21 protein-coding genes and 1 riboswitch are annotated in these 24,139 nt (G+C 50.9%); of the genes, 10 read left to right on the plus strand and 11 right to left on the minus strand.

What is annotated here, in order from left to right; all coding sequences use genetic code 11:
* The first annotated feature begins 73 nt into the window (after window positions 1-73).
* Window positions 74-793: a fatty acid metabolism transcriptional regulator FadR gene (gene fadR, locus A7983_RS18640; RefSeq protein WP_039477354.1), complete on the plus strand. Its 720-nt coding sequence runs from the start codon at window positions 74-76 to the stop codon at window positions 791-793.
* Window positions 794-889: 96 nt separating this feature from the next.
* Here the strand turns inward: fadR and A7983_RS18645 are convergent, their stop codons facing one another.
* A complete protein-coding gene (locus A7983_RS18645; protein WP_005968778.1) occupies window positions 890-2,431 on the minus strand; it encodes a SpoVR family protein in 1,542 nt (513 codons plus the stop codon).
* Between the two features lie 342 nt (window positions 2,432-2,773).
* On the opposite strand from A7983_RS18645, the gene A7983_RS18650 reads away from it, so the two are divergent.
* Window positions 2,774-4,027, plus strand: a complete 1,254-nt coding sequence (locus A7983_RS18650) for a D-amino acid dehydrogenase (RefSeq protein WP_005968776.1) — start codon at window positions 2,774-2,776, stop codon at window positions 4,025-4,027.
* Window positions 4,028-4,058: 31 nt separating this feature from the next.
* Here A7983_RS18650 and A7983_RS18655 read toward each other — a convergent pair whose 3' ends face one another.
* The 4 genes from A7983_RS18655 to yeaG form a co-directional block, all read right to left on the minus strand.
* Window positions 4,059-5,258 (minus strand): multidrug effflux MFS transporter, encoded by a 1,200-nt coding sequence (locus A7983_RS18655; RefSeq protein WP_005968774.1) that lies wholly within the window; start codon window positions 5,256-5,258, stop codon window positions 4,059-4,061.
* Between the two features lie 198 nt (window positions 5,259-5,456).
* Window positions 5,457-5,867, minus strand: a complete 411-nt coding sequence (locus A7983_RS18660; protein ID WP_005968772.1) for a hemerythrin domain-containing protein — start codon at window positions 5,865-5,867, stop codon at window positions 5,457-5,459.
* A 131-nt stretch (window positions 5,868-5,998) separates the two neighbouring features.
* A complete protein-coding gene (locus A7983_RS18665) occupies window positions 5,999-7,273 on the minus strand; it encodes a YeaH/YhbH family protein (RefSeq protein WP_005968770.1) in 1,275 nt (424 codons plus the stop codon).
* A 36-nt stretch (window positions 7,274-7,309) separates the two neighbouring features.
* A complete protein-coding gene (yeaG, locus tag A7983_RS18670) occupies window positions 7,310-9,244 on the minus strand; it encodes a protein kinase YeaG (protein ID WP_005968768.1) in 1,935 nt (644 codons plus the stop codon).
* A 455-nt stretch (window positions 9,245-9,699) separates the two neighbouring features.
* On the opposite strand from yeaG, the gene A7983_RS18675 reads away from it, so the two are divergent.
* The gene (locus A7983_RS18675; RefSeq protein ID WP_005968766.1) at window positions 9,700-10,449 is read left to right on the plus strand and encodes a MipA/OmpV family protein; all 750 of its coding nucleotides are present in this window, start codon (window positions 9,700-9,702) and stop codon (window positions 10,447-10,449) included.
* A 138-nt stretch (window positions 10,450-10,587) separates the two neighbouring features.
* Window positions 10,588-11,439, plus strand: a complete 852-nt coding sequence (locus tag A7983_RS18680; RefSeq protein ID WP_005968765.1) for an aldo/keto reductase — start codon at window positions 10,588-10,590, stop codon at window positions 11,437-11,439.
* A 61-nt stretch (window positions 11,440-11,500) separates the two neighbouring features.
* Here A7983_RS18680 and A7983_RS18685 read toward each other — a convergent pair whose 3' ends face one another.
* Both A7983_RS18685 and gapA read right to left on the minus strand, forming a co-directional pair.
* Complete coding sequence (locus A7983_RS18685) at window positions 11,501-12,370, minus strand: D-hexose-6-phosphate mutarotase (RefSeq protein ID WP_005968763.1); 870 nt, start codon at window positions 12,368-12,370, stop codon at window positions 11,501-11,503.
* Window positions 12,371-12,476: 106 nt separating this feature from the next.
* Complete coding sequence (gapA, locus tag A7983_RS18690; protein WP_005968761.1) at window positions 12,477-13,472, minus strand: glyceraldehyde-3-phosphate dehydrogenase; 996 nt, start codon at window positions 13,470-13,472, stop codon at window positions 12,477-12,479.
* A 342-nt stretch (window positions 13,473-13,814) separates the two neighbouring features.
* Here gapA and msrB point away from each other — a divergent pair, with 342 nt between their 5' ends.
* Both msrB and A7983_RS18700 read left to right on the plus strand, forming a co-directional pair.
* Window positions 13,815-14,234: a peptide-methionine (R)-S-oxide reductase MsrB gene (gene msrB, locus A7983_RS18695; RefSeq protein WP_005968759.1), complete on the plus strand. Its 420-nt coding sequence runs from the start codon at window positions 13,815-13,817 to the stop codon at window positions 14,232-14,234.
* A gap of 132 nt (window positions 14,235-14,366) precedes the next feature.
* Window positions 14,367-14,645 (plus strand): YeaC family protein, encoded by a 279-nt coding sequence (locus tag A7983_RS18700; protein WP_005968757.1) that lies wholly within the window; start codon window positions 14,367-14,369, stop codon window positions 14,643-14,645.
* A gap of 44 nt (window positions 14,646-14,689) precedes the next feature.
* On the opposite strand, the gene pncA is transcribed toward A7983_RS18700, so the two are convergent.
* The 3 genes from pncA to sppA form a co-directional block, all read right to left on the minus strand.
* On the minus strand, window positions 14,690-15,337 hold the full coding sequence (pncA, locus tag A7983_RS18705; protein ID WP_005968755.1) for a bifunctional nicotinamidase/pyrazinamidase: 648 nt from the start codon (window positions 15,335-15,337) through the stop codon (window positions 14,690-14,692).
* Between the two features lie 18 nt (window positions 15,338-15,355).
* Window positions 15,356-16,375 carry an asparaginase gene (gene ansA / locus A7983_RS18710; RefSeq protein WP_039477083.1) on the minus strand — a complete coding sequence of 340 codons (1,020 nt, stop codon included), beginning with the start codon at window positions 16,373-16,375 and terminating at the stop codon, window positions 15,356-15,358.
* A 232-nt stretch (window positions 16,376-16,607) separates the two neighbouring features.
* A complete protein-coding gene (gene sppA / locus A7983_RS18715; RefSeq protein ID WP_005968751.1) occupies window positions 16,608-18,458 on the minus strand; it encodes a signal peptide peptidase SppA in 1,851 nt (616 codons plus the stop codon).
* 268 nt (window positions 18,459-18,726) lie between these two features.
* On the opposite strand from sppA, the gene A7983_RS18720 reads away from it, so the two are divergent.
* The 3 genes from A7983_RS18720 to A7983_RS18730 all read left to right on the plus strand — a co-directional run bounded on the left by A7983_RS18720 (window position 18,727) and on the right by A7983_RS18730 (window position 21,590).
* A complete protein-coding gene (locus tag A7983_RS18720; RefSeq protein ID WP_005968750.1) occupies window positions 18,727-19,278 on the plus strand; it encodes an NAD(P)H nitroreductase in 552 nt (183 codons plus the stop codon).
* Between the two features lie 96 nt (window positions 19,279-19,374).
* Window positions 19,375-21,300, plus strand: coding sequence for a DNA topoisomerase III (locus A7983_RS18725; RefSeq protein ID WP_005968748.1), 1,926 nt, complete (start codon window positions 19,375-19,377; stop codon window positions 21,298-21,300).
* Window positions 21,297-21,590 (plus strand): YnjH family protein, encoded by a 294-nt coding sequence (locus A7983_RS18730; RefSeq protein WP_005968746.1) that lies wholly within the window; start codon window positions 21,297-21,299, stop codon window positions 21,588-21,590. The genes A7983_RS18725 and A7983_RS18730 overlap by 4 nt, the downstream gene beginning before the upstream one ends.
* A gap of 106 nt (window positions 21,591-21,696) precedes the next feature.
* Here A7983_RS18730 and xthA read toward each other — a convergent pair whose 3' ends face one another.
* Window positions 21,697-22,503 carry an exodeoxyribonuclease III gene (gene xthA / locus A7983_RS18735; RefSeq protein WP_005968744.1) on the minus strand — a complete coding sequence of 269 codons (807 nt, stop codon included), beginning with the start codon at window positions 22,501-22,503 and terminating at the stop codon, window positions 21,697-21,699.
* Between the two features lie 313 nt (window positions 22,504-22,816).
* A riboswitch (glycine riboswitch) is annotated at window positions 22,817-22,912 on the plus strand.
* A 21-nt stretch (window positions 22,913-22,933) separates the two neighbouring features.
* Here xthA and A7983_RS18740 point away from each other — a divergent pair.
* A complete protein-coding gene (locus A7983_RS18740) occupies window positions 22,934-23,560 on the plus strand; it encodes a trimeric intracellular cation channel family protein (protein WP_005968742.1) in 627 nt (208 codons plus the stop codon).
* Window positions 23,561-24,139: the final 579 nt, after the last annotated feature.

Raw genomic sequence — 24,139 nt, forward strand, 5'->3', positions numbered from 1 at the left:
CTATATCATGATTCTTTCGTCTGGTATTATGATTCGGCTTTTTCGGCAATCACCGCTACGGATTATCAAACACATGGTTATAAAGGCGCAAAGTCCGGCTGGATTCGCGGAAGAATACATTATCGAGAGTATATGGAATAACCGCTTTCCTCCTGGCTCTATTCTGCCCGCAGAACGAGAGCTTTCCGAGCTGATCGGCGTGACCCGTACTACCTTGCGTGAGGTGCTTCAGCGCTTAGCCCGCGATGGCTGGCTGACGATACAACACGGGAAGCCAACAAAGATTAACAATTTTTGGGAAACCTCTGGGCTCAACATTCTGGAGACGTTGGCTCGGCTCGATCACGATAGCGTACCGCAATTGATCGATAACCTGCTGGCGGTGCGCACCAACATCGCGGCAATCTTTATTCGGACGGCGTTACGACATAATCCGGAAAAAGTGCGTGATGTGTTGACCCAGTCAAGCGCGGTGGACGATAGCGCAGAAGCCTTTGCGCAACTTGACTACAACGTTTTCCGTGGTTTGGCTTTTGCTTCCGGCAATCCGATTTATGGCCTGATCCTGAATGGTCTGAAAGGGCTATATATTCGCGTAGGGCGATATTATTTCTCCAACCCTGAAGCCCGCAAACTGGCGGTGAATTTTTACGGTCGGTTGGACGCGTTGCGCAGCGAAGAGTTGTACGATCAGGTTATGGACGTCGTCAGACATTACGGTAAAGAAAGTGGGGCGATTTGGCACAGTATGCAGAGCGCCATTCCGCGTGATATCGCGGAAGTGCGCCGCTAGGGCGTCATACACGTCATGATGAAAAGGGGATTCAGGTTGCTGCCTGAATCCCCTTTGTCTTTGTCGCCTGTCTTTTACCTATGTAACCGTATTTCGCTATGTGGATGCCGTTCCGTTACGCGGCGGGCAGCGTTCAATCAGCTCAATGCTGCCATCCGAGTTAACCTGTTCCAGATAAACGTCAAATCCCCACAGGCGATGGACGTGTTTCAATACTTCCTGACTGCTTTTATCCAACGGTGCGCGGTTATGCGGGACATAGCGCAGCGTCAGTGCTCGATTGCCGCGTAAATCCACATTCCAGACCTGAATATTCGGTTCCAGATGGCTTAGATTGTACTGTGCGGACAACTCCTGTCGGATCAAACGATAGCCTTCTTCGTCGTGGATCGCGGCAATTTCCAGATAGTTGTTTCGGTCATCGTCCAACACCGTAAATAGCCGGAAGTCGCGCATCAATTTAGGCGATAAGAACTGGCTAATGAAGCTTTCATCCTTGAAATTCTGCATCGCAAAATGCAGCGTATCAAGCCAGTCTTTACCCGCAATATCGGGGAACCAGTAGCGATCTTCCTCTGTCGGTGACTGACAAATACGCTTAATGTCCTGAAACATCGCGAAGCCCAGCGCATAGGGATTAATTCCGCTGTAATACGGGCTGTTATACGGCGGCTGATAAATCACGTTGGTGTGGCTATGCAGGAATTCCAGCATAAAGCGCTCAGATACTCGCCCCTCATCATAGAGGTGGTTCAGAATGGTGTAATGCCAGAAGGTAGCCCAGCCTTCATTCATCACCTGAGTCTGCTTCTGCGGATAGAAATACTGGCTGACTTTCCGCACGATGCGCAATACCTCGCGCTGCCAGGGTTCCAGCAGCGGCGCATTTTTTTCCATAAAGTAGAGTAGGTTTTCCTGCGGTTCTTGCGGAAAGCGTCTTGCTTGTTCTGGTGCTGCACCCTGTTCGCGACGCGGTAAGGTTTTCCAGAGATCGTTGACCTGGCTTTGCAGATAGGCCTCACGGCTTTTCTGGCGAGATTTTTCCTCTTCGAGCGATATTTTCTGCGGACGCTTATAGCGGTCAACGCCGTAATTCATGAGTGCATGGCAGGAGTCTAACAGGTGCTCTACCTCATCCACGCCATAACGTTCTTCGCATTGCGCAATATACTGCCGGGCAAAGAGCAGATAATCGACGATGGAGCTGGCGTCGGTCCAACTGCGGAACAGATAGTTGCCTTTGAAGAATGAATTGTGCCCGTAACAGGCATGTGCCATGACGAGCGCCTGCATTGGCAGCGTATTTTCTTCCATCAGGTAGGCGATACAGGGATCGGAGTTAATGACGATTTCGTATGCCAGCCCCTGTTGCCCATGTTTGTAACGCTGTTCGGTTTCGATAAATTTTTTCCCGAACGACCAGTGGGCATAGTTGATCGGCATACCTATGCTGGAATAGGCATCCATCATTTGTTCCGAAGTGATGACTTCGATCTGATGAGGATAGGTTGCCAGACGATACAGCTTGGCTACCCGGTCAATTTCATCAAGATAAACCTGCAATAACTCAAACGTCCAGTCCGGTCCATCACTCAGGCGAAGTGTTTTTTTTACCTGATTATCCGTCGATATAGCCATCAGCGCGCCCCTCCGTGATCAACCTGCACGCAATCGCACAGGCATAATTAATCGTAGCTCAATCTGATAAAAGTGATGAGAAAACGGTGGCTTGGCGCAGCAATTTAGCAGATAGAAGCAATAGAGAAATGTTATCACGGTGGTGGATGACAATTTCTTGCCAACTGGTAGAGTAACTCTGACTTTTATCTTTTAACTCGTGTATTACCCCACTAAATACGTATTTTCCCAGCAAATTGACCTTTAAATAATGTGAGTTGCAGGAAAGGAAACGCACACGTAGCTTAAAATAGGCTGGGGTGGGGCAAACGATCGATAACGGCGAAAAGGGAGCGTAGTCGCATGCGGATTGTGATTCTGGGGAGTGGCGTGGTTGGCGTCAGTACCGCCTGGTATCTTGCACAGGCAGGGCATGATGTCACCGTTATCGACAGGCAACCGGAGCCCGCGTTGGAAACCAGCGCGGCGAATGCAGGACAGATCTCACCCGGTTATGCCGCTCCGTGGGCTGCACCGGGAATACCGCTGAAAGCGATAAAATGGATGTTTCGGCGGCATGCCCCGCTGGCTATTCGGCCGGATTTCACGGCGACACAGCTTTGCTGGATGTGGCAAATGTTACTCAACTGTGATGCACGCCACTATAAAACCAATAAAGCGCGGATGGTTCGTCTGGCGGAATACAGCCGTGACTGTCTGCAACAACTGCGGCGAGATACGGATATTCAGTACGAGGGCCGGCAGGGGGGAACGTTGCAACTGTTCCGTACCGAACAGCAATATGACAATGCGACACGAGATATCGCTGTGCTGGAAGAGGCTGGTGTGCCGTATCAACTGTTGACCCGCAATGAGCTGGCCTCGGTTGAACCTGCGTTGGCGAGCGTGGCAGAGACGCTCACCGGCGGGCTGCGTTTACCGCATGATGAGACGGGCGACTGCCAACTGTTCACTCGCCAACTGGCGGCGATGGCTGCCGATGCAGGTGTCACCTTTAAGCTGGGGCGTAACGTTCGCCAGTTGCGGGTGGAAGGGCAAAGCGTCACGGGCGTCCAGTGCGACGATGAAATGATCGTGGCAGATGCCTATGTGATGGCCTGCGGCTCCTATTCCACCGGATTACTGCGTCAGTGGTTCGATATTCCGGTTTATCCGCTGAAAGGCTATTCACTGACGATTCCGCTGGCGGATGACGCTTTTGCACCGGTTTCTACCGTGCTTGATGAAACGTACAAAGTTGCTATTACACGTTTTGACAACCGCATCCGCGTTGGTGGCATGGCGGAAGTGGTCGGTTTCAACACCGATCTGAACCTTAAACGGCGTCAGACGCTGGAAATGGTGGTGCGCGATCTCTATCCCCATTGCGGCCCAATCGAGCAAGCAACATTCTGGACAGGGCTGCGCCCGATGACGCCAGACGGTACGCCGCTGGTGGGGCGATCGCCGCTGAAGAATTTATATCTGAATACCGGACATGGTACGTTGGGCTGGACGATGGCCTGCGGGTCAGGAAAGCTGCTGGCGGATATTCTGTCGGATAAATCACCGGAGATTGAAGCCGATGATTTATCCGTGTCTCGCTATACGCGTTAGAGTATCTGTCTTCTGTATTCGGTGTTTTGCACTAGGCACGGGGCAGCGACGTAATGCTGCTCTTGTGGTGACGCGTGAGCAAGCGGGCGCGTATCGCCAACAGGGCAGCACAGAGCATCACCAGCGCCAGTGATATTTTTGATGGCAGAGGAATTGCCATCGCAATCAGCCCCAGGGCCGCCCCGCCAGCCATCTGCACAAATCCTACCATCGCCGATGCAATACCCGCTTCATTGGAATAAGGTTCCAGAGCATAGCTGGTGGACGGCCCGATCAAAAATGCCAGACCCGCACAGGCCAGTGCGACGGGCAACATGTAGGTTGGCCAGGTATCTTGCATGGCTTCGGGTAAGAAAACGACACCGCCGAGTAGCGAAAGAAAACCTGCCCCCATCAGCAGGCTACCGATAGCCAAACAGCGCGGCCGACCGACTTTGCGGATAATGCGATTCGCAAAGAAGCTGACCAACATGATCCAAAAACCGTTCGCGCCGAAGGCAATCGAAAACTCAAGCGGCGTGAGTTGCGCCTGATTCATCAACACTACGGGGGAAAAGGTGACATAGGTTAACGCCATCCCCATTGCGCCTGCATTGACTGACGCGAAACCCAGAAAGTGGCGATCGGATAACAGGCGGGCATATTGGCGCAGCGGCAAACCGTGTACCGGTAAGGTTGAGTCTGGGCGTGTTTCGGGCAGGAAACGGATGATGAGTGCCAGTACCAGAATGCTGTAACCGGCAAGGAACCAAAAGGGGGCACGCCAGCCGAAGGCCTCAGCTAAAAGCCCACCTAATAGTGGTGCTAGCGCCGGTACAATGTTCAGCGTGCCGTTAAGAAAACCATAGGTTCTGGCGGCATCATCGCCGTTTAGTTTGTCACGCACGCTGCTGAAAATGGCAACGGCGGTACAACAGACGGCCATGCCCTGAAAAAGGCGTGAGAGTATGAATAGTGTGGCGCTGGTGGCCAGTGCCGCCATGATCGCACCGATGATGTAGATAACCACGCCTGCCAGCGCCATTGGACGCCGACCATATTTATCAACCAGCGGTCCAGCCAAAAGCTGGCCTAATCCCATTACCAGAATAAAGAGGGCAACGGTGGACTGAATCAGCGATTCTGGGGTGTTCAGCGCCACGGCGATGGCGGGAATAAGCGGTAAATAAATGTCGATGCCCAGAGGGCCGAGTAGAACCAGAGTCAGTAAAATCAGAACAAATCGTTGCATAACAAAACAGAAATCTATGTTTTATGGGGCTGACAGGGTAATGCGCACGCTAGCGGAAAGGAAGTGTTATATTTGTGACGGCGTCACAAATATGTGGCGGAAAATGAGTTTATATGTTCGGACGCGGGCGGTCATTAACAGGGCGGAGCGTCATGTGTCAGATATTCTCCCCCCTTTAGTCAGGCGTCCTTAATGTGCCTAGGCTGTTTCAATACGGGGGTAAAAATCGTGATTCTCTCGCTGCATACGCTCATAGACTTTACGCAAGACGTGGTTAGCGTCCGCCCGGAAATCCCTATCATGCCCCACTAACTGTGAAGCTGTATTCCAGCGGCGGGAAAAGGCATCGTAATCCGCGGCAATGGTTTGCATTTCATCCTGATAATGCTGACTCATTTTCGTTAATTGTTCATCACCGCTGCGTTGCAGAGAAGGGTAAAGCACGCGATCTTCCGCAGAAAGATGCAGTTTGATAGTCGAACTCATGGCGACAATGGCGCGGGCGATGTCAGTGGCGTTCTCTGTCACGCCTTCCCGCGACAGCCGGCGCAGGGTGTCAATGCTTGCGAGTATTTCGGTGTGCTGGTGTTTGAATTTATCAATATTCATGAGCGATTCTCTGTGCAGGTATAATGCCATTTATAATACATGTATTTTAAATGCATGTTTATAAAAAAATGCCCAGAGAGATAAAATCAGCCAGCTAACTGTTAACAGATAACTGGCCGAGTGAGATGTGATTAATGCCCTACGGTTTGTTTACGGAAGAGCTCACGGAAGACAGGGTAAATATCATTCTGATCGCGGATATGCTGCATGGCGAAATTGTCGAACGTATCGCGCAGCGTTTCATATTCGCGCCAGAGCGTCTGGTGTGAACGTCGGGTGATTTCAATATAACTGTAGTAGCGCACCATCGGCAGAAGCTGATTCGCCAGGATCTGGTGACACAACGGCGAATCATCTGCCCAGTTATCGCCATCCGATGCCTGTGCGGCGTAGATATTCCACTGTGACGGATCGTAACGCTCACGCACCACTTCCTCCATCAGCTTTAACGCACTGGAGACAATGGTGCCGCCGGTTTCCTGAGAGTAGAAGAACTCCTGTTCATCGACCTCTTTCGCCTGCGTGTGGTGGCGAATATAGACAACGTCGACGTTTTTGTAATTTCTGCTGAGGAATAGATAGAGCAGAATATAAAAGCGCTTCGCCATGTCTTTCGTCGACTGATCCATAGAACCAGACACGTCCATCAAACAGAACATCACGGCCTGGCTCGATGGCTCAGCCCGGCGCTCGTAGTTCTTGTAGCGCAGGTCAAACGTATCGATAAAAGGCACGCGCGCAATTTTCTGGCGTAGTTCGGCGATATCCTGCCGTAACCGTTCCTCTTCCAGCAACTGTGCCGGTTCGGTGTGCGCCAACTGCTCCAACGACTCTTCCAGCTCATGCAACGTGCGGCGTTTACCCGCCGTCATCGCCATACGGCGTGCCAGCGAGTTTTGCAGCGAGCGTACCACGCTAATATTGGCAGGAACGCCGTTAGCGGTGTACCCGGCACGATGCGTTTTGTACTCGTTCATCTGCCGATGCTGGGTCTTCTTCAGATTCGGCAGCGCCAGATCTTCAAACAGCAGGTCCAGATATTCATCTTTGGAAATTTGAAAGACAAACCCATCCTCACCTTCGCCGTCTTTGCTGGCATCCCCCTGGCCGGAACCACCGCCGCCGCCTCCTTGTGGCCGCTCGATTTTGTCATTTTGTACGAAGTGATCGTTGCCCGGGTGGACGCGGTGGCGGCGTCCTCCACGGCCCTGATGGAACATCGGTTCGTTGATGTCTGCATTGGGGATCGACACCGACTCCCCGCTTTCGATGTCGGTCACCGAACGCTTATTAATGGCCTCGGAAATCGACTGTTTTATTTGCGACTTATAGCGGCGCAGAAAGCGTTGGCGGTTCACCGTGCTTTTGTTTTTGCCGTTCAGTCGCCTGTCAATAAAATAGGCCATGTTTCCCCCAAACGCTGTTGCCAGCATCGTGCGTCATTATGATGATTTCCTCACCCGCAGATACCATTCGCACAGCAAACGCACCTGTTTCCGGGTATAGCCTTTCTCCATCATGCGATCGACGAAGTCATCATGTTTTTTCTGTTCATCCGTTGAGGTTTTGGTATTAAACGAAATCACAGGCAATAGCTCTTCCGTGTTGGAGAACATCTTCTTCTCGATAACCGTGCGCAGTTTCTCGTAACTGGTCCAGTTTGGGTTCCTGCCGCTATTGCTGGCGCGGGCGCGCAGGACGAAGTTGACGATCTCGTTACGGAAGTCTTTGGGGTTACTGATGCCCGCAGGCTTCTCGATCTTTTCCAACTCGGCGTTCAACGATTCACGGTCAAACAACTGGCCAGTATCGGGGTCACGGTACTCCTGATCCTGGATCCAGAAATCCGCATAGGTAACATAACGGTCAAAAATATTCTGTCCATATTCGGAATAGGATTCGAGATAGGCGGTCTGGATCTCTTTGCCGATAAATTCAGCGTACTTCGGCGTCAGATAGCCTTTCAGGTGCTCCAGATATTTCTCTGCCAATTCCTGCGGGAATTGCTCACGTTCGATCTGCTGTTCCAGTACGTAGAACAGGTGTACCGGGTTGGCGGCGACTTCGCTGTGATCGAAGTTAAAGACGCGTGACAGGATCTTGAACGCGAAGCGGGTCGACAGACCGTTCATCCCTTCGTCCACGCCCGCGTAGTCGCGATATTCCTGATAGGATTTCGCCTTCGGATCGGTATCTTTCAGGCTTTCTCCGTCATAAACCCGCATCTTGGAGTAAATGCTGGAGTTTTCGGGATCTTTCAGGCGCGACAGAATGGAGAAACGGGCTAGCGTTTCCAACGTGCCGGGGGCGCAAGGCGCATGCGTCAGCTCGCTGTGATCCAGCAGTTTATCGTAAATTTTGACCTCTTCGGACACGCGCAGGCAGTACGGTACTTTCACGATATATACGCGGTCGAGGAACGCTTCATTGTTCTTGTTGTTACGGAACTGCACCCACTCGGATTCGTTGGAGTGCGCCAGAATAATCCCGTTGAACGGCAGGGCAGCAATACCTTCCGTCCCGTTATAGTTACCTTCCTGTGTGGCGGTCAGCAGCGGGTGGAGTACCTTGATCGGTGCTTTGAACATCTCAACGAACTCCATAATGCCTTGGTTCGCACGGCACAATGCACCGGAGTAACCGTAGGCATCAGGATCGTTCTGGGCAAAATGTTCCAGTTTGCGAATATCGACTTTACCGACCAGCGCTGAAATGTCCTGGTTGTTTTCATCGCCCGGTTCGGTTTTCGCGATCCCGATTTGCGCCAGAATGGATGGCCACACTTTGACGACTCTGAATTTAGAAATGTCACCACCGAAATCCTGCAGGCGTTTGGCCGCCCACGGTGACATGATGGTGCCGAGATAACGCCGTGGGATCGTGTACTCTTTCTCGAGTATTGCAGCATCTTCCTGCGGGTTGAACAAGCAGAGCGGATGGTCGTTTACCGGGCTGCGCTCGCCGTTGGCGCTGAGGATGTAAATAGGCACGCGCTGCATCAGCGCTTTCAGGCGTTCAGCCAGAGAGGATTTCCCGCCGCCGACCGGTCCCAATAGATACAGAATCTGTTTCTTCTCTTCCAATCCCTGCGCGGCATGTTTTAGGTAAGAGACAATCTGTTCGATCGCCTCTTCCATCCCATAAAACTCTTCAAAAGCAGGATAGCGGGCAATCACCCGGTTAGAGAATAGGCGCGACATTCGTGATTCTTGGGCGGTATCCACCATTACAGGCTCACCGATAGCCGTTAACAATCGTTCAGCCGCGTTCGCATAAGCATTGCGATCCTGCTGACAGATGGTAAGGAATTCCTGCAGAGTGAACTCTTCGTCCTTGGCAGCGTCGTAGCGCTGGCGGTAGTGATCAAATATGTTCATAGCGATGCCCGTCCTTCGTCGATTAGCACAGATTAAGAGAGCGTGTGGAATATATGCCTATTAATGTATTGCCCTCCGAAAGAAGAAGTCTTTTGAGTCCAGCAACCCTTATGCCAACTTGTTGCGTCAGGGCGTCGTAATTTTATTCATACCTGCTGGTCAGGAAGACGTCACCTTCTGTATTAAAGCGTAGTTTGCATCCGTAAAATTTCCTCTAGTCCACTGGCGTATTTTTAAGATATTTCAAGGACTCACTTTCAGGAAAATCCGTGTAACATGACGGTTAATAGGCTCTCTGCCTTAAGAACACTGCCTATTACCTGCGTTAGCGCACGTAAAACCTATCGAATATATAGGTTATTCGTTAATGTTATTTTTATATAACCTGAACGTGAACGTGTGTAATTGACCTATCATGTTTCATGATATTTATCTGTAATAGGAAATAGAAAACTGTGAAAAAACCTCAACTATGTGTGCTGGCCGCGCTGATTTCTGGTGCTGTGGTCCTGCCTTCAGCCTATGCCGCCGATGTTTCTTTAGGCCTCGGCGCTGTGGGTTCAACGTCCGTGTACCGTGGTGTTGATAATGACGTTTATCCGCTTCCTGTACTGAATTATGAGAGTGAAAGCTTTTATTTCCGTGGATTGGGTGGTGGATACTACCTGTGGAATGACGGCGTAAATCGTTTCTCTTTAACAGCTTACTACCTGCCTTTAGGTTTTAAACCGGGAGATAGCGACGATCTGCGTATGAAACAGTTGGATAAACGCCGCGGTACGCTAATGGCTGGCGCGGCTTATCGTCATACTGCTGACTGGGGTGAAATTCGTACCGTGCTGGCAGGTGATACGCTGGATTACAGCAACGGCTTCGCGTGGGATACCGCCTATCTTTACCGTTTCTCAATGGGCGATTTGAGCATTACCCCTGGTATCGGTGCGACCTGGTTCAGTGAAAACATGAACCAATATTACTACGGCGTGAGCGCGCAAGAATCTTCGCGTTCTGGCTTTAACCAGTACAGCCCTGGTGATGGCTGGGCGCCATACCTTGAACTGAGCGCGGGCTATCAGATTAACGAAAGCTGGAGCGCTTGGGCCGTCGGTCGTTACACGCGTTTGTCTGATGAAATGAAAGACAGCCCTATCGTTGATACTAACCACAGCATCTTAATGAGTGCAGGCGTTAGCTATCGTTTCTGATGCTTTTCATAAGCGCTTTTAATGCTTTTCGTAAGCATAGTGCATCTGCCGTACAGTAATGGGGTGATATCACCCCATTTGCACATTTATGGTGCGCCGAATGCCATGTTACGTTGACGTCAATCAAGGGAGGGATGCATGACAAAATCGATTCGTTTTCCAGATGATACCCGTGTACCGGCGATCGGTCAGGGAACGTGGTACATGGGTGAAGATGCCAGAATGAAAGTGCAGGAAGTGGCGGCGCTGCAAGCGGGCATCGATCTTGGGTTAACGCTGATTGATACCGCCGAGATGTATGCGGACGGCGGGGCGGAGAGCGTGGTCGGCGAAGCGATACGTGGCCGCCGTGACCGTGTTTATCTGGTATCGAAAGTTTACCCGCACAATGCGGGAGGCGAAAAAGCGATACAGGCGTGTGAACGCAGCCTGAAGCGCCTGCAAACCGAGCGTATCGATCTGTATCTGCTGCACTGGCGCGGTGGTATCCCGTTAGTTGATACGATTGCTGCGATGGAACGGTTGCAGCAGGCGGGAAAAATCGGTCAGTGGGGTGTATCTAATCTCGACCTTGGCGATATGCAGGAGTTGTGGTCGCTAAGTGGTGGGCAGCGCTGCATGACCAATCAGGTGCTTTACCATGTGGCATCGCGCGGTATTGAGTTTGATTTGTTGCCGTGGTGTCAGCAACAGCAGCTTCCCGTGATGGCGTATTGTCCGCTGGCGCAGGCAGGGCGCTTGCGTGATGGGTTATTCTCACATCCGGTGGTGAACCGTATTGCGCGCGAACATAGCATCACGCCAGCGCAGCTTTTATTGGCGTGGGTTATCCGTCAGCAAGGGGTGATTGCGATTCCGAAAGCAAGTTCTGTAACGCATGTTCAGGAAAATGCGAAAGCGCTGGATGTGATGTTGTCTACGGAAGACGTCGCGCAGTTAGATCAAGCCTTCCCACCGCCGACGCGCAAACAACATCTGGATGTGGTGTGACGAAATGATTTAGAAGAAGAGTGTATGGCGAACATCGTCGCCATACACGGTATAGCTGTGGTTATTTCTTGATGCGGATAACCGTTGCCAGACGGGCTGGAGCCTTGGCAGATGCAACAAACGGTTGATTAATTCGCGCGGTTTCCACGCACACGAACGTTTTATATCCCTCATCTGGCATATCGCTAATCGTGCGAGAGAGTTCTGCTCCCGGGTTCCATGACACGACATCGCTATGGTGCGTATGGTGTACTTCAATAGCGCGTTTCAGTACTGCATCATGTACCACGCTGGTGTCCTGCGGTTGGGTATAGATACGGTCTGCACGGCCGGTAAAGACCAGATCACCTTGCTGCGTCGCCAGCTTGCCTTGATCCACTTTATCAATGAATGGCTCACCCAGACCAGCAATACGAATGTCGCTGATGTCGCCGATCTGGAAGTAGGTGTGCAGCGCGCTAGTAATGCTGTAATCACCCTGTGCTTCCAGTTCAATACCGCACTCTTTACCCAGCTTGAAGCGAGCGATGAGCGTGAACGCATGTGGCCAGGCCTTACGTGTTTCTTCACTATCGTGCAGTGTGAACGTGAGTTGCACGCCGTGTTCATCTTCGCTGTGGGCGGTAAATTCCCACGGCAGCAGACGAGCAAAACCGTGGTTAGGTTCGGCGAAAGGGCCAAACCAAGGGAAACAGATAGGGACGCCGCCGCGAATGGCAACGTGCTGAGTAAAAGGCGTATTGTCGCTTAGCCAAAGCACGGGTTCTTCATTCGTCGGCTGCCAACTGAGCAGGTGCGCGCCTTGTAATGCGATGGCGGCACGAACTTCAGGATGATCGACGACGATGACGGGTAATTGGTCCAACTGACGCTGGCTGAGGGTGGTGCTAATTTGCTTCGTGACGGGGAGTGAGAAAATTGTGTTATGCATGATAGAACCTTTTTTTGATTGTTTTTCGTTGTAAAAGAAATCTGCAATAAACAATAAAAAAGGGCGACATCACGTCGCCCTTTTTTCACAGAATCATCGCTGACGCTTATTTAGAAATGTGAGCAATCAGATCCAGAACCTTGTTTGAGTAACCTGTTTCGTTGTCGTACCAAGAAACCAGTTTCACAAAGTTGTCGCTCAGTGCGATACCGGCTTTAGCATCAAACACGGAAGTCAGTTTTTCACCGTTGAAATCGGTAGAAACCACTTCGTCTTCGGTATAACCCAGAACGCCTTTCAGCTCGCCTTCAGAAGCGGCTTTGATTGCTGCACAGATTTCTTTGTAAGACGCTGGTTTTTCCAGACGTGCAGTCAGGTCAACAACAGACACGTTCGGGGTAGGAACGCGGAACGCCATACCAGTCAGTTTGCCGTTCAGCTCAGGAATCACTTTACCTACTGCTTTAGCCGCACCAGTAGAAGATGGGATGATGTTCTGAGATGCGCCACGGCCGCCGCGCCAGTCTTTGTGAGACGGGCCATCAACAGTTTTCTGCGTTGCAGTGGTAGCGTGAACGGTGGTCATCAGTGCTTCAACGATACCAAAGTTGTCGTTGATGACTTTTGCCAGTGGAGCCAAGCAGTTAGTGGTACAAGAGGCGTTAGAAACGATTTCCTGACCTGCGTAAGCTTTGTGGTTTACGCCCATAACGAACATTGGGGTGTCATCTTTAGATGGACCAGTCAGAACGACTTTCTTCGCGCCTGCGGCGATGTGTTTACGCGCAGTCTCGTCAGTCAGGAACAGGCCAGTTGCCTCAGCAACAACATCAACGTTGACTTCGTTCCACTTCAGGTTTGCAGGGTCGCGCTCTGCGGTAACACGAATGGTTTTGCCGTTAACAACCAGGTGGCCATCTTTAACTTCAACGGTGCCGTTGAAACGACCATGAGTTGAGTCGTACTTCAGCATATACGCCATGTATTCAGCGTCTAACAGGTCGTTGATTGCAACGATCTCAATGTCAGAACGCTCTTGCGCAGCGCGGAAAACAATACGGCCGATACGGCCAAAACCGTTGATACCTACTTTGATAGTCATATATTCCACCAGCTATTGGTTTGTGAATAAAAGGTTGGTTGTAAAATTACAAAAACCTTGCTGAGCGTCAAGCGGAATCGTGTCAATAGTTGCTGTAAGTCAAACCTATGACCAATCTTTGTGCAAAAACCGCTTGAGCCTGTAACTAAGTAACATCTAAGACTGATATGGGGGCGAAATGCATCATATAAAGCCCATGTCATTTCAATATGTGATGTATGTCACAATTAGATATTCATGCTAATAACATTGATAATATTAAGCCAGAACGGCCTGTTAGGTTGTTAATTTTTTGTTATAATCAGTGATTGAATGAATAAATAACACCGCAGCGAGACTTCCATGACTAACGACTCTGCTTCGCCCACTTCGTCCGACAATACTGAATTGACAGAGATGCAGCGCTATGTCACCCAGCAACGCGGTACTGAGCCTGCGTTTTCAGGTAAATTGCTGCATAACAAGCGCACGGGCGCTTATCACTGCCTGTGCTGTCAGGCTCCGCTGTTTTATTCTGACAGTAAATATGACTCCGGCTGTGGCTGGCCGAGCTTCGATCAGCCCGTCTCTTCAGAGGCGATCCGCTATCTCGACGATGATTCACACAACATGCGCCGTATTGAAATCCGCTGCGGGCAGTGCGATGCACACTTGGGACATGTTTTCCCCGATGGCCCGAAAACCACTGGAGAGCGCTACTGCGTGAATTCTGCTTCGCTGAGCTTTATCGACGACGTTGATGGGGAACGCGTTGACGGGTAATCTGTTTACCACCACTATGGTAGCGGCAGCCAGAAATTGCAATAGCTTTAAACGATTCAGCCGCTGTAGGCGCTGCCAGTAACTAGCATTCAGCAATAATAAATCTGACCTTCCTCGGAGCAGAAACCGGATATGGAACTCAATGATCTGATCGACGCCATGACGCCAGAAATTTACCAACGGTTAGTCACAGCGGTAGAACTGGGCAAATGGCCAGACGGTGTCGCGTTGACGGCTGAACAGAAAGAAAACTGCCTGCAAATGGTGATGATGTGGCAGGCTCGCCATAACGAACAAGCTGAGCACATGACCATTGGCACTAATGGCGAAATTGTGATGAAAAGCAAGCAAGAACTGAAGCGCCAGTTTACCACCGCCGACGCTATCGTTACGCTGAAGCCTGAGGTGTAAATGTCAGCGGTAGTCTCAGAGGCTACCGCTAGTTGCTGGTGGCTTTAGTGATGGGAAGATAGCTCTGCAAGGAACTGTGTCATATCGATAAGCCTTGCCCCACGCTGTACCATTTCCTGTAATGCCAATGTGCTATCGTCGGGCGAAAGATTGACACCACGACAGCCATCCACCAATACCTCGGTGTGATACCCCAAGGCGATAGCATCCCATACGCTAAACTTGACGCAATAGTCGGTCGTCAACCCCAGAATGGTTAAATGGGTAATGTGGTGAGCACGTAGCCAATCATCCAGTTCGGTTTTAACTCGGTGTCCGTTATCGAAAAAAGTGCTGTAGCTATCTATGTCAGGCTGCGTGCCTTTTTGTACTATCCACTGAATGCCTGATAGTTGGAGCGCTGGATGAAAATCGGCACCTGTCGTCTCCTGCACACAATGGACGGGCCACCAGATTTGCGGCCACCCGTTTAATTCACCGATTTCACCTACCACGGCCTGTTCACTCACCGCAAAGCAACCGTGGTTAGCGGGGTGCCAATCCTGGCTGGCAATCACCGTAATCCCGGCGGCTACACAGGCCTCAATAGCACGATTAGCAACCTCAAGGACCCGATCGCTTTCGTTAACCGTCAGCGCACCGCCGGGGAAGAAATCATTTTGTAAATCAACTAATAGCAATGCTTTTTTCATTATTAACTCCGTGATTGCTTAATCTTTATCGCTCAATTCTCCATGCAGGTTTTGCTGCATTAAACGGCGAATGTCATCGGCGCTTAAATCTTGCTGGCTCAGTAAGTAATGCAGTTTGGTCAATGCCGCTTCAACGGTCATGTCAAAGCCACTAATCACCCCCGCATGCGCCAGCGCGTTGCCTGTTGCATAGCCGCCCATATTCACACGCCCGGAAATACACTGAGTCAGGTTAACAACCACAATGCCGCGGGCTGAAGCTTCACGTAATTCGTGCAGCAGCCCAGGGCTTTGCGGCGCGTTGCCAACGCCGTACGAGCGCAAAATAAGCGCCTTCACCGGCTGACGGAGAAAATTGCTGATGACATCGGCAGAAATGCCGGGATAAATCGTAATCACCCCGATAGGTTGCGGTGTGATGTGATGCACTTTCAGCGGTGGACAGTCGCTACATTCCACGGTGGGAGCCAGCCGACGAATATGGATACCGGCTTCCAGCAGCGGTGGATAATTAGGGGATGCAAAGGCATCAAAACCGTCGGCATGGGCTTTGGTGGTGCGATTGCCGCGCAATAGTTTGTTATTGAAGAAAAGGGCGACTTCATTAATCGGATGGTTAGCTGCCACGTATAGCGCGTTCAATAGGTTTGTCTGGCCGTCCGAGCGCAATTCCGCGAGCGGTATTTGTGACCCTGTCACAATAACCGGCTTGGCCAGATTTTCCAGCATAAACGAGAGTGCAGAAGCAGTGAACGCCATGGTGTCTGTACCATGTAGGATCACGAAACCGTCGTAATCATCATAGTGGGCTTGAATATCGTCCGCGATGGATTGCCAATCTGCTGGTGTCATGTCAGACGAATCGATCAGCGGGTCATATTCATGAATCGTAAACGACGGCATTTCTTCGCGGTGGAATTCAGGCATTTTTGCCAGTTGCTGCTGTAAATGACCCGATACTGGGACATAGCCATTGGCGGAACGCTGCATGCCGATGGTGCCGCCCGTATAAGCGACATAAATGGATTTCTTTCGCATGGTGGTGTGAGTCAGGATCAAAACAAGAGTATAGAGGGAAAAGGAGCCCGGTAATACTATCATAAGCAATGACTATTACCGGGCTATACCCGTCATACTTCAAGCTGCTTGTGCGTTGGCAGCGTTCAGTCACCCGAATCACTTACCTGAGTAAGCTCATCGGGATGCCTTCCCTTGCCGCCTTCACGCAACTCGAATTATTTAGGGTACATATTGGCGGCTACTGTAAACGCTACCGGACTTCTCCGCAGGTAAGGCAAAATGCGTACCGGTTCTGCGGATCGTTCAGGTTATTCATGATGGACGGTTGTGAACGCATGGCTTCCGCCAACTGCGCGACCGGTGCTGGCAACATGGACTGAACAGCAACAGGCAGCAGAGCGTAGACCGATGCGTTCACCTGATTCAGCATGGTATCAAGCAGACCCGGCTGTTCGGCATACCAGCTCAATTGATATTGTCCCAGTTTAGCCAACTCAGCGGCTTTCTTCACGGCATCATCAAAATCGCCGATTTGATCGACCAGACCATTCTCTTTCGCGTCGCTACCGACCCAGACGTGACCCTGCGCGATCTGATCGATTTGCTCCGGCGTTTTCTTGCGTGCCTGTGCGACGATATCGATGAAATTCTTATAACCGCGTTCGATACTCAACTGCATCATCTGTGAGAACTCAGGCGGCAATGATTTTGTGATCGACAGATCGGCCAGTGGAGAGGTGGCAACGCCGTCCGTATGGACGCCAAGGCTTTCCAACGAATCTTCGAACGTGGTAATCACGCCAAAAATACCGATAGAACCGGTCAGTGTACTGGCGCCGGAGATGATCGCGTTCGCGGGCGTTGAAATCCAATAACCGCCGGATGCCGCCATCCCGCCCATAGATACCACGATCGGTTTACCTGCCAGGCGGAGCGCCATCAATTCTGATCGAATCAGCTCTGACGCAGTGACGCTACCGCCGGGGCTATTGACGCGCAGCACCAGCGCTTTAACTTTAGGGTCGAGGCGCGCGGCACGAATTTGTGCTGCTGTGGTATCACCACCGACCATCCCCGGCGTTTCCGGTCCATCAATGATGGCGCCATTGGCAAAGACAACCGCGATCTGGTTGTTATTTTGCACCGGCGGTTTGACGACATAATCGTAGATACTGATGAAGTTAAAGTGGTTCTTCTGGTTATTCCAACCGAACGTTTTAACCAGCGATTGCTCGGTCACAGAACGTGAAGCGACTTCATCAACCAGTTTGTTATCCAGTGCATAGCGTGCAGTATCGCCCTGGACGGCCTGCAAACCCGCCAGTATGTTGGTTGCACCAGGGAAAAGTTGCTGAGGCGTAATCTGGCGGTTAGCGGAAACGGTATTTAAATACTGCTGCCACAGAGCGTTAATCCAGCGGCCATCGGCATCGCGCGCAGCAGGGGACATATCATCACGCAGATAAGGCTCAACGGCTGATTTATAGGTTCCCACGCGGAAGATATTGGTGGTCACTTTCAGCTTGTCGAGCATGGATTTGAAGTAGAGGTTGTTGGTCGCGAAACCGTGCAGATCCACACTGCCTTGTGGCGTCAATGACACCGTATTGGCAAAACTGGCCAAATAATATTGGGACTGGTTGTAGCTATCACCGACGGCATAAATAGGTTTACCGCTATCGCGAAACTCGCGCAGCGCCTTACCGATATACTGCATAGAAGGTTGATCGGCACCGGTAAAATCGCTGAGATCCAGCACGATCCCCGTGATGTTGTCGTCACTTTTTGCCTGACGAATGCTGTCGACGATATCAAACAGTGAGTTTTCCTGACGACGATTATTCGATGCGCCGAAGAACTCGCGCCCTAATTGACGCAGTTTGTTATTAACGGAAGGTTGATCAACCACCACGCCCGTTAGATCGACCAGCAGTGCCCCTTTCGTGGCCTCTTCTGGCGTCGTTTTTACCTGTGAGTAGATCCCAACGCCAACTAAAATCAGTGCGATAAGGAAAATATTGAGAATAAATTCTCTGATAAAATTAAGCAGACGCCATGTCCACTTAAAAAATCCGCTAAAAATTCGCCACAATGTGCGCATGATATCTCCATGAACGGGTAAACAGCGTGTGCCCTACGTCCTTCAACTCGCCTTCTGGCAAGTGGTGAAGCACAAGGAGTGATAGTATCCTAATGAGCGGACAGTAAAAAGTCAGCATTAAATCACCATAGAAGCGCGCCCTGTTGGGGCTATCTTGTAACAAAACTTCTACTTGTGCTAACGTGACGCGCAACGTTGCCCTACAACCGTTTCTTGCAGAGAAATCGGTTATATCGCAGAAATTATATTGCCAGACAGGAGATGTGCGATGGATGCTCTTGAGTTGCTATTGAATCGTCGTTCGGCCTCGCGCCTGACCGCGCCAGCACCGACAGGTGACGCATTGAATAACATTATCCACGCAGGTATGCGTGCGCCGGATCATGGTGCGATGCAACCATGGCGCTTTTTCATGATCGAAAATGACGGTTTGGATCGTTTTAGTACGGTTCTGACCCGTGCGGCGCAGCAAGAAGGTCTGGATGAAGCGGGTATTGATAAAGCACGTCAGGCGCCTTATCGCGCGCCACTGATTATCACCGTTGTCGCACATTGTGAAGAGAACCCGAAAGTGCCTCTCTGGGAGCAAATTGTTTCCGCAGGCTGTGCGGTTCAGGCGATGCAGATGGCAGCATTGGCGCAGGGCTTTAATGGCATTTGGCGCAGCGGTGCCTGGACGCATAATACGCTGGTACGCGAAACATTCCATTGTCGCGAACAGGATGAAATTGTGGGTTTCCTTTATCTGGGTACACCACAACTCAAAGCCTCTACTACGGTCACGCCGCTTGATACTGACGCGTTTGTTCACTACTTCTGATTGTCATCTTTTGAATAACATCGATTTTCTACCCGTTTTACAGCGTGCTTTCCCGCAAGTTATGCGGGAAATGCCCAGTCGGCTTGATGGTGAATAATGCGACTTTTTATTGCCGAAAAGCCCAGCCTTGCGCGGGCGATTGCAGACGTGTTACCCAAACCGCATCGGCGCGGCGATGGTTTTATTGCCTGTGGCCAAAATGATGTCGTCACGTGGTGTGTAGGGCACCTGCTGGAGCAGGCGCAGCCGGATGTTTATGATGCGCGCTATGCGCGTTGGTCTCTCGCCGACTTGCCTATCATTCCCCAAAAATGGCTGTTACAACCGCGACCTTCGGTCAGCAAGCAGTTGAACGCCATAAAAAAACTCCTGAATGATGCCAGCGAAGTGATTCATGCGGGAGACCCCGATCGTGAAGGACAACTGCTGGTCGATGAAGTACTGGAGTACCTTTCTCTATCGGATGAGAAGCGCCAGCAGGTTCGTCGCTGTCTGATCAACGATCTCAACCCACAGGCGGTAGAGCGCGCGGTTTCTCGTCTGCGCGAGAACCGGGAATTCATTCCCTTGTGTGTCTCTGCATTGGCGCGCTCTCGTGCAGATTGGCTCTACGGCATAAACATGACCCGTGCCTATACGATATTAGGGCGCAATGCTGGCTATGATGGCGTGCTGTCAGTTGGCCGCGTGCAAACGCCGGTGCTGGGGCTGGTGGTGCGGCGAGATGAAGAGATAGAAAACTTCGTTTCCAAAGATTACTTTGAAGTTAAAGCTCATATCGTGACGCCAGCCGATGAGCGTTTTGTCGCTATCTGGCTGCCTAGTGAATCGTGCGAGCCTTATCAGGATGAGGAAGGGCGTTTACTGCATCGATCTTTGGCGGATCATGTCGTCAAGCGTATCGAAGGACAGCCAGCATTCGTCACTAGCTATAATGATAAACGGGAATCAGAAACTGCACCGCTGCCTTATTCGCTCTCAACGCTCCAGATTGAAGCGGCGAAGCGTTTTGGACTGAGTGCGCAGCAGGTACTGGATGTATGTCAGAAGCTGTATGAAACCCATAAGTTGATCACGTACCCGCGTTCCGACAGTCGCTATCTACCTGAAGAGCACTTTGCCGGGCGTCATGCCGTCTTGAATGCGATCGCCGTGCATCAGCCCGATCTGTTGCCACAGCCAGTTATGGATGTCGATCGGCGCAACCGCTGCTGGGACGATGGCAAGGTTGATGCTCACCATGCGATTATTCCCACCGCGCGTAGTGCAAGTGCCTCGCTGACGGAGAATGAGCGTAAGGTGTATGGGTTAGTAGCGCGGCAGTACATCATGCAGTTCTGCCCGGATGCGGTGTTTCGCAAATGTGTCATTGAATTGGATATTGCGGGCGGTAAATTTATTGCCAAAGCGCGGTTTCTCGCTGAAGCGGGTTGGCGCACCTTGTTGGGCGGCAAAGAGCGGGACGAAGAAAACGAAGGCATGCCGTTGCCCGTGGTGGCAAAGGGGGATGAATTACTCTGCGAACGCGGCGAGGTCGTTGAGCGTCAAACTCAGCCGCCGCGGCCTTTTACCGATGCGACGCTGTTATCGGCGATGACGGGCATCGCGCGTTTTGTGCAGGATAAAGAATTAAAGAAAATCCTGCGGGCAACCGATGGTTTAGGCACAGAAGCGACGCGTGCGGGTATTATCGAATTACTGTTTAAGCGGACATTTCTGTTTAAGAAAGCGCGCTATATTCACGCGAGTGAAGCGGGGCGAGCATTAATTCACTCACTGCCTGACAGCGCGGCGCACCCCGATATGACTGCACATTGGGAGTCCACGCTGACGCAGATTAGCGAGAAGAAATGTCGTTATCAGGATTTTATGCAGCCGCTGACGAACTCCTTGCAGGAACTGATTCAGCAAGCGAAACAAAACGGTGCGGTGAGAGCGTTCAAAGGGCTTTCTGCGCCGCCGTCGGGTGCCTCAAAACGGCGCAAACCTCAGACTAAAAAAGCGAAGGAGCAGAAGCAATGAAATCGTTAGTGTCTTTGTGTTTCGCCAGTGTGCTGCTGGTGCTGCCTACGCTGGCGCAGGCTAATCGCGGCGGAACGGATATTGTCGTTCCCGTTCCACCGGAAGTGTGGGGCGCAGGAACGACGACGGTACGCGAGCAGAACAATAACTGCCTGCGCTGCTGTGTGTATGAAAACCGTAATTATTCCGAAGGTGCGGTGGTAAAGGTTGAAGGGGTGATTCTGCAATGTGTGCGGGACAAGCAAACGCTGGGAACAAACAACCTGATATGGCAACTGGTGAAGCAATAAACGTGAAGTAAGAAATACGTGCTTCAATGCTCGACACTGCTATCTATAGTAATCACCGCTGTGGCTTTGCTGCACGGCGGTGATTTATTTTCACTGCACACTCGTTTTAAAGTGTAAATTCCGCCCAGATCGGCGCATGGTCGGAAGGTTTTTCCATTCCACGAATATCGTAATCAATACCGGTGGCGGTGCAGCGTTCGGTCAGGAAGGTGCTGGCGAGAATCAGGTCGATACGTAGGCCACGGTTGTCATCAAACCCAGAAGAGCGGTAATCAAACCATGAAAACCGATCGTTGCTCTCAGGATTAGCGGCACGGAAGGTGTCGATGAGCCCCCAGCCTTGCAAACGCGCCATCCATTCACGCTCTTCCGGTAAGAAGGAACATTTTCCGGTGCGTAACCAACGCTTGCGATTCTCTTCGCCGATCCCGATATCCAGATCGGTTGGGCTGATATTGACATCCCCCATCACAATCAACGGTTGTGTCGCGCTGTGATGTTGCTCCAGATAGGTTTGCAGATCCTGATAGAAGCGTGTCTTAGCGGGGAATTTCACTGGATGGTCGCGGCTTTCTCCCTGTGGGAAATATCCGTTTACTACCGTAAGCGTGCCGTGCTCAGTGGCGAAATCCGCCATGATGATGCGGCGCTGTGCATCGTCTTCATCCGTTGGGAAACCGCGACGGACTGCAAGGGGCTTATCTTTACACAGCAGCGCGACGCCGTAGTGGCCCTTCTGTCCGTGATAATAAACGTGGTAACCGTACTGGCTGACATCCTCTAACGGAAACATGTCATCGTGGACTTTGGTTTCCTGCAATCCGATCACATCCGGCTGGTGTTGTTTGATAATGGCGGCCAACTGATGAGGGCGCGCCCGCAGGCCATTGATATTAAAAGATACAACTTTCATGTTCGCTGCCATTCGCTAAAAAATGTGACCAGATGGTAGCAGAAAATGGAGCGTGGCGTCACGGCGAGGCTACGCTTTCTGACAGGGAAGATGAGTGATATTAGGGACGGTGGAGACAGATGAAAATCGCTGAAAATAAGATTCACTTATATTCAGTTGAACCCAAGGCTTATCGACCGTTATACTCCGCACCTCGCAGGAGAGAGGGCGTGTACGCTACCAGACTTCAAACTGTATGGTGGCATAAAGTATAACGCTCCGCCGAAGGCGCAAACTCCCATAATCGCTCAGGCTACCCTAACTGCGAATTCCATTGAAGCCAACTGGAGAGAGGTTGCGATGCAACCCACCGAAGGGGCAAGCAGCTCTGCTGCGTAAACTCTCAGGTAAAGCGGACAGAGGGAGTGGCACATTTCACAGGATAACTTGTGTGCTGACTTACATCTATCTGATCGCGATTACGGCAGAAGGGATGTCCGGGGCGCTGGCCGCTGGGCGTCGCAATATGGATATCTTTGGCGTAGGCATGATTGCCTTCATTACCGCGCTTGGCGGTGGCACCGTTCGCGATATTCTCCTTGGTAATTATCCCATCGGCTGGACGCAGCATCCCGGCTATATTTATCTCACTGTTGGTGCAGGTCTTTTCACGATTATCATTGCGCGCTTTATGCACCATTTGCACCGTCTCTTTCTGGTGCTGGATGCGATGGGGCTGATTGCCTTTACCATCATTGGTTGCAATGTGGCGCTGAAATTGAATTATTCAATGACGGTGGTGGTCATGGCGGGTATTGTGACCGGCATTTTTGGTGGCATATTGCGTGATATCTTCTGCAACCGCACGCCAATGGTGCTGAAAAAGGAACTGTATGCCAGCGTATCGCTGTTAGTCGCGCTGTTATATCTGGGGTTAAAATCATTTAACATCAACCACGATATTAACCTGCTGGCATCGTTCACGATTGGTCTGGCTGTGCGTCTGGCGGCAATTCGCTGGTCATGGCAACTCCCCGTGTTTTCTTATGTCCCAGGACGCTGGAAGGGGAAAGCGTGAGGCTCATTTTTGGCATTCGTTCCTTTTTTACAAATTCCATGACGTATAATGGAATGTTTTATTAAATGATCTGGCGACACAGCACTTGAAATAAACCACTAGTAATTTTAAAGCACGTAGTGATAACTCAATAATAACCGCTACGTGTTGGTTTATTTCCGCAGCGATGCTGGGGGGTATATTTAGGTTTTTCTAGTCCTCGTGATGCGCTATCCAACCCACCACTCCGCTGATAAATCCCAAGATAATTGAACTGTAATGAACGGTATCATTACCCACGGTAGAAATGCCTAAAAAAGGGAATTTCTCGGCATGATAAGTATAAAAATGAAAAGACATAAAGGCGCAGGAGGCAACGATCCCAAAGAATTTGTGGTAAGTATCTTCAGATGAGGTGAGTTTCTTTATAATAAAGTAGGTCGGGACGAACATGAGTACTGATAACGTGATGTAAACGGATGTCATTATCGCGAGTCTTTTATTTTATTCATGTGTCATCATAATTTCTTATTGCACATGATAAAGTGAATGTAAGGATAGTGATAAATAAAAACACATTCCTCCGTGTGTTTTTAACCT

The sequence above is a fragment of the Pectobacterium wasabiae CFBP 3304 genome (assembly GCF_001742185.1).
In the GTDB taxonomy this organism is placed as follows: Bacteria; Pseudomonadota; Gammaproteobacteria; order Enterobacterales; family Enterobacteriaceae; genus Pectobacterium; species Pectobacterium wasabiae.

Excerpts from the sequence above, each read along its gene's own strand:
- fadR (WP_039477354.1), top strand. The coding sequence starts at position 74 with ATGGTTATAAAGGCGCAAAGTCCGGCTGGATTCGCGGAAGAATACATT.
- A7983_RS18645 (WP_005968778.1), bottom strand. The coding sequence starts at position 2,431 with ATGGCTATATCGACGGATAATCAGGTAAAAAAAACACTTCGCCTGAGT.
- A7983_RS18650 (WP_005968776.1), top strand. The coding sequence starts at position 2,774 with ATGCGGATTGTGATTCTGGGGAGTGGCGTGGTTGGCGTCAGTACCGCC.
- A7983_RS18655 (WP_005968774.1), bottom strand. The coding sequence starts at position 5,258 with ATGCAACGATTTGTTCTGATTTTACTGACTCTGGTTCTACTCGGCCCT.
- A7983_RS18660 (WP_005968772.1), bottom strand. The coding sequence starts at position 5,867 with ATGAATATTGATAAATTCAAACACCAGCACACCGAAATACTCGCAAGC.
- A7983_RS18665 (WP_005968770.1), bottom strand. The coding sequence starts at position 7,273 with ATGGCCTATTTTATTGACAGGCGACTGAACGGCAAAAACAAAAGCACG.
- yeaG (WP_005968768.1), bottom strand. The coding sequence starts at position 9,244 with ATGAACATATTTGATCACTACCGCCAGCGCTACGACGCTGCCAAGGAC.
- A7983_RS18680 (WP_005968765.1), top strand. The coding sequence starts at position 10,588 with ATGACAAAATCGATTCGTTTTCCAGATGATACCCGTGTACCGGCGATC.
- A7983_RS18685 (WP_005968763.1), bottom strand. The coding sequence starts at position 12,370 with ATGCATAACACAATTTTCTCACTCCCCGTCACGAAGCAAATTAGCACC.
- gapA (WP_005968761.1), bottom strand. The coding sequence starts at position 13,472 with ATGACTATCAAAGTAGGTATCAACGGTTTTGGCCGTATCGGCCGTATT.
- msrB (WP_005968759.1), top strand. The coding sequence starts at position 13,815 with ATGACTAACGACTCTGCTTCGCCCACTTCGTCCGACAATACTGAATTG.
- A7983_RS18700 (WP_005968757.1), top strand. The coding sequence starts at position 14,367 with ATGGAACTCAATGATCTGATCGACGCCATGACGCCAGAAATTTACCAA.
- pncA (WP_005968755.1), bottom strand. The coding sequence starts at position 15,337 with ATGAAAAAAGCATTGCTATTAGTTGATTTACAAAATGATTTCTTCCCC.
- ansA (WP_039477083.1), bottom strand. The coding sequence starts at position 16,375 with ATGCGAAAGAAATCCATTTATGTCGCTTATACGGGCGGCACCATCGGC.
- sppA (WP_005968751.1), bottom strand. The coding sequence starts at position 18,458 with ATGCGCACATTGTGGCGAATTTTTAGCGGATTTTTTAAGTGGACATGG.
- A7983_RS18720 (WP_005968750.1), top strand. The coding sequence starts at position 18,727 with ATGGATGCTCTTGAGTTGCTATTGAATCGTCGTTCGGCCTCGCGCCTG.
- A7983_RS18725 (WP_005968748.1), top strand. The coding sequence starts at position 19,375 with ATGCGACTTTTTATTGCCGAAAAGCCCAGCCTTGCGCGGGCGATTGCA.
- A7983_RS18730 (WP_005968746.1), top strand. The coding sequence starts at position 21,297 with ATGAAATCGTTAGTGTCTTTGTGTTTCGCCAGTGTGCTGCTGGTGCTG.
- xthA (WP_005968744.1), bottom strand. The coding sequence starts at position 22,503 with ATGAAAGTTGTATCTTTTAATATCAATGGCCTGCGGGCGCGCCCTCAT.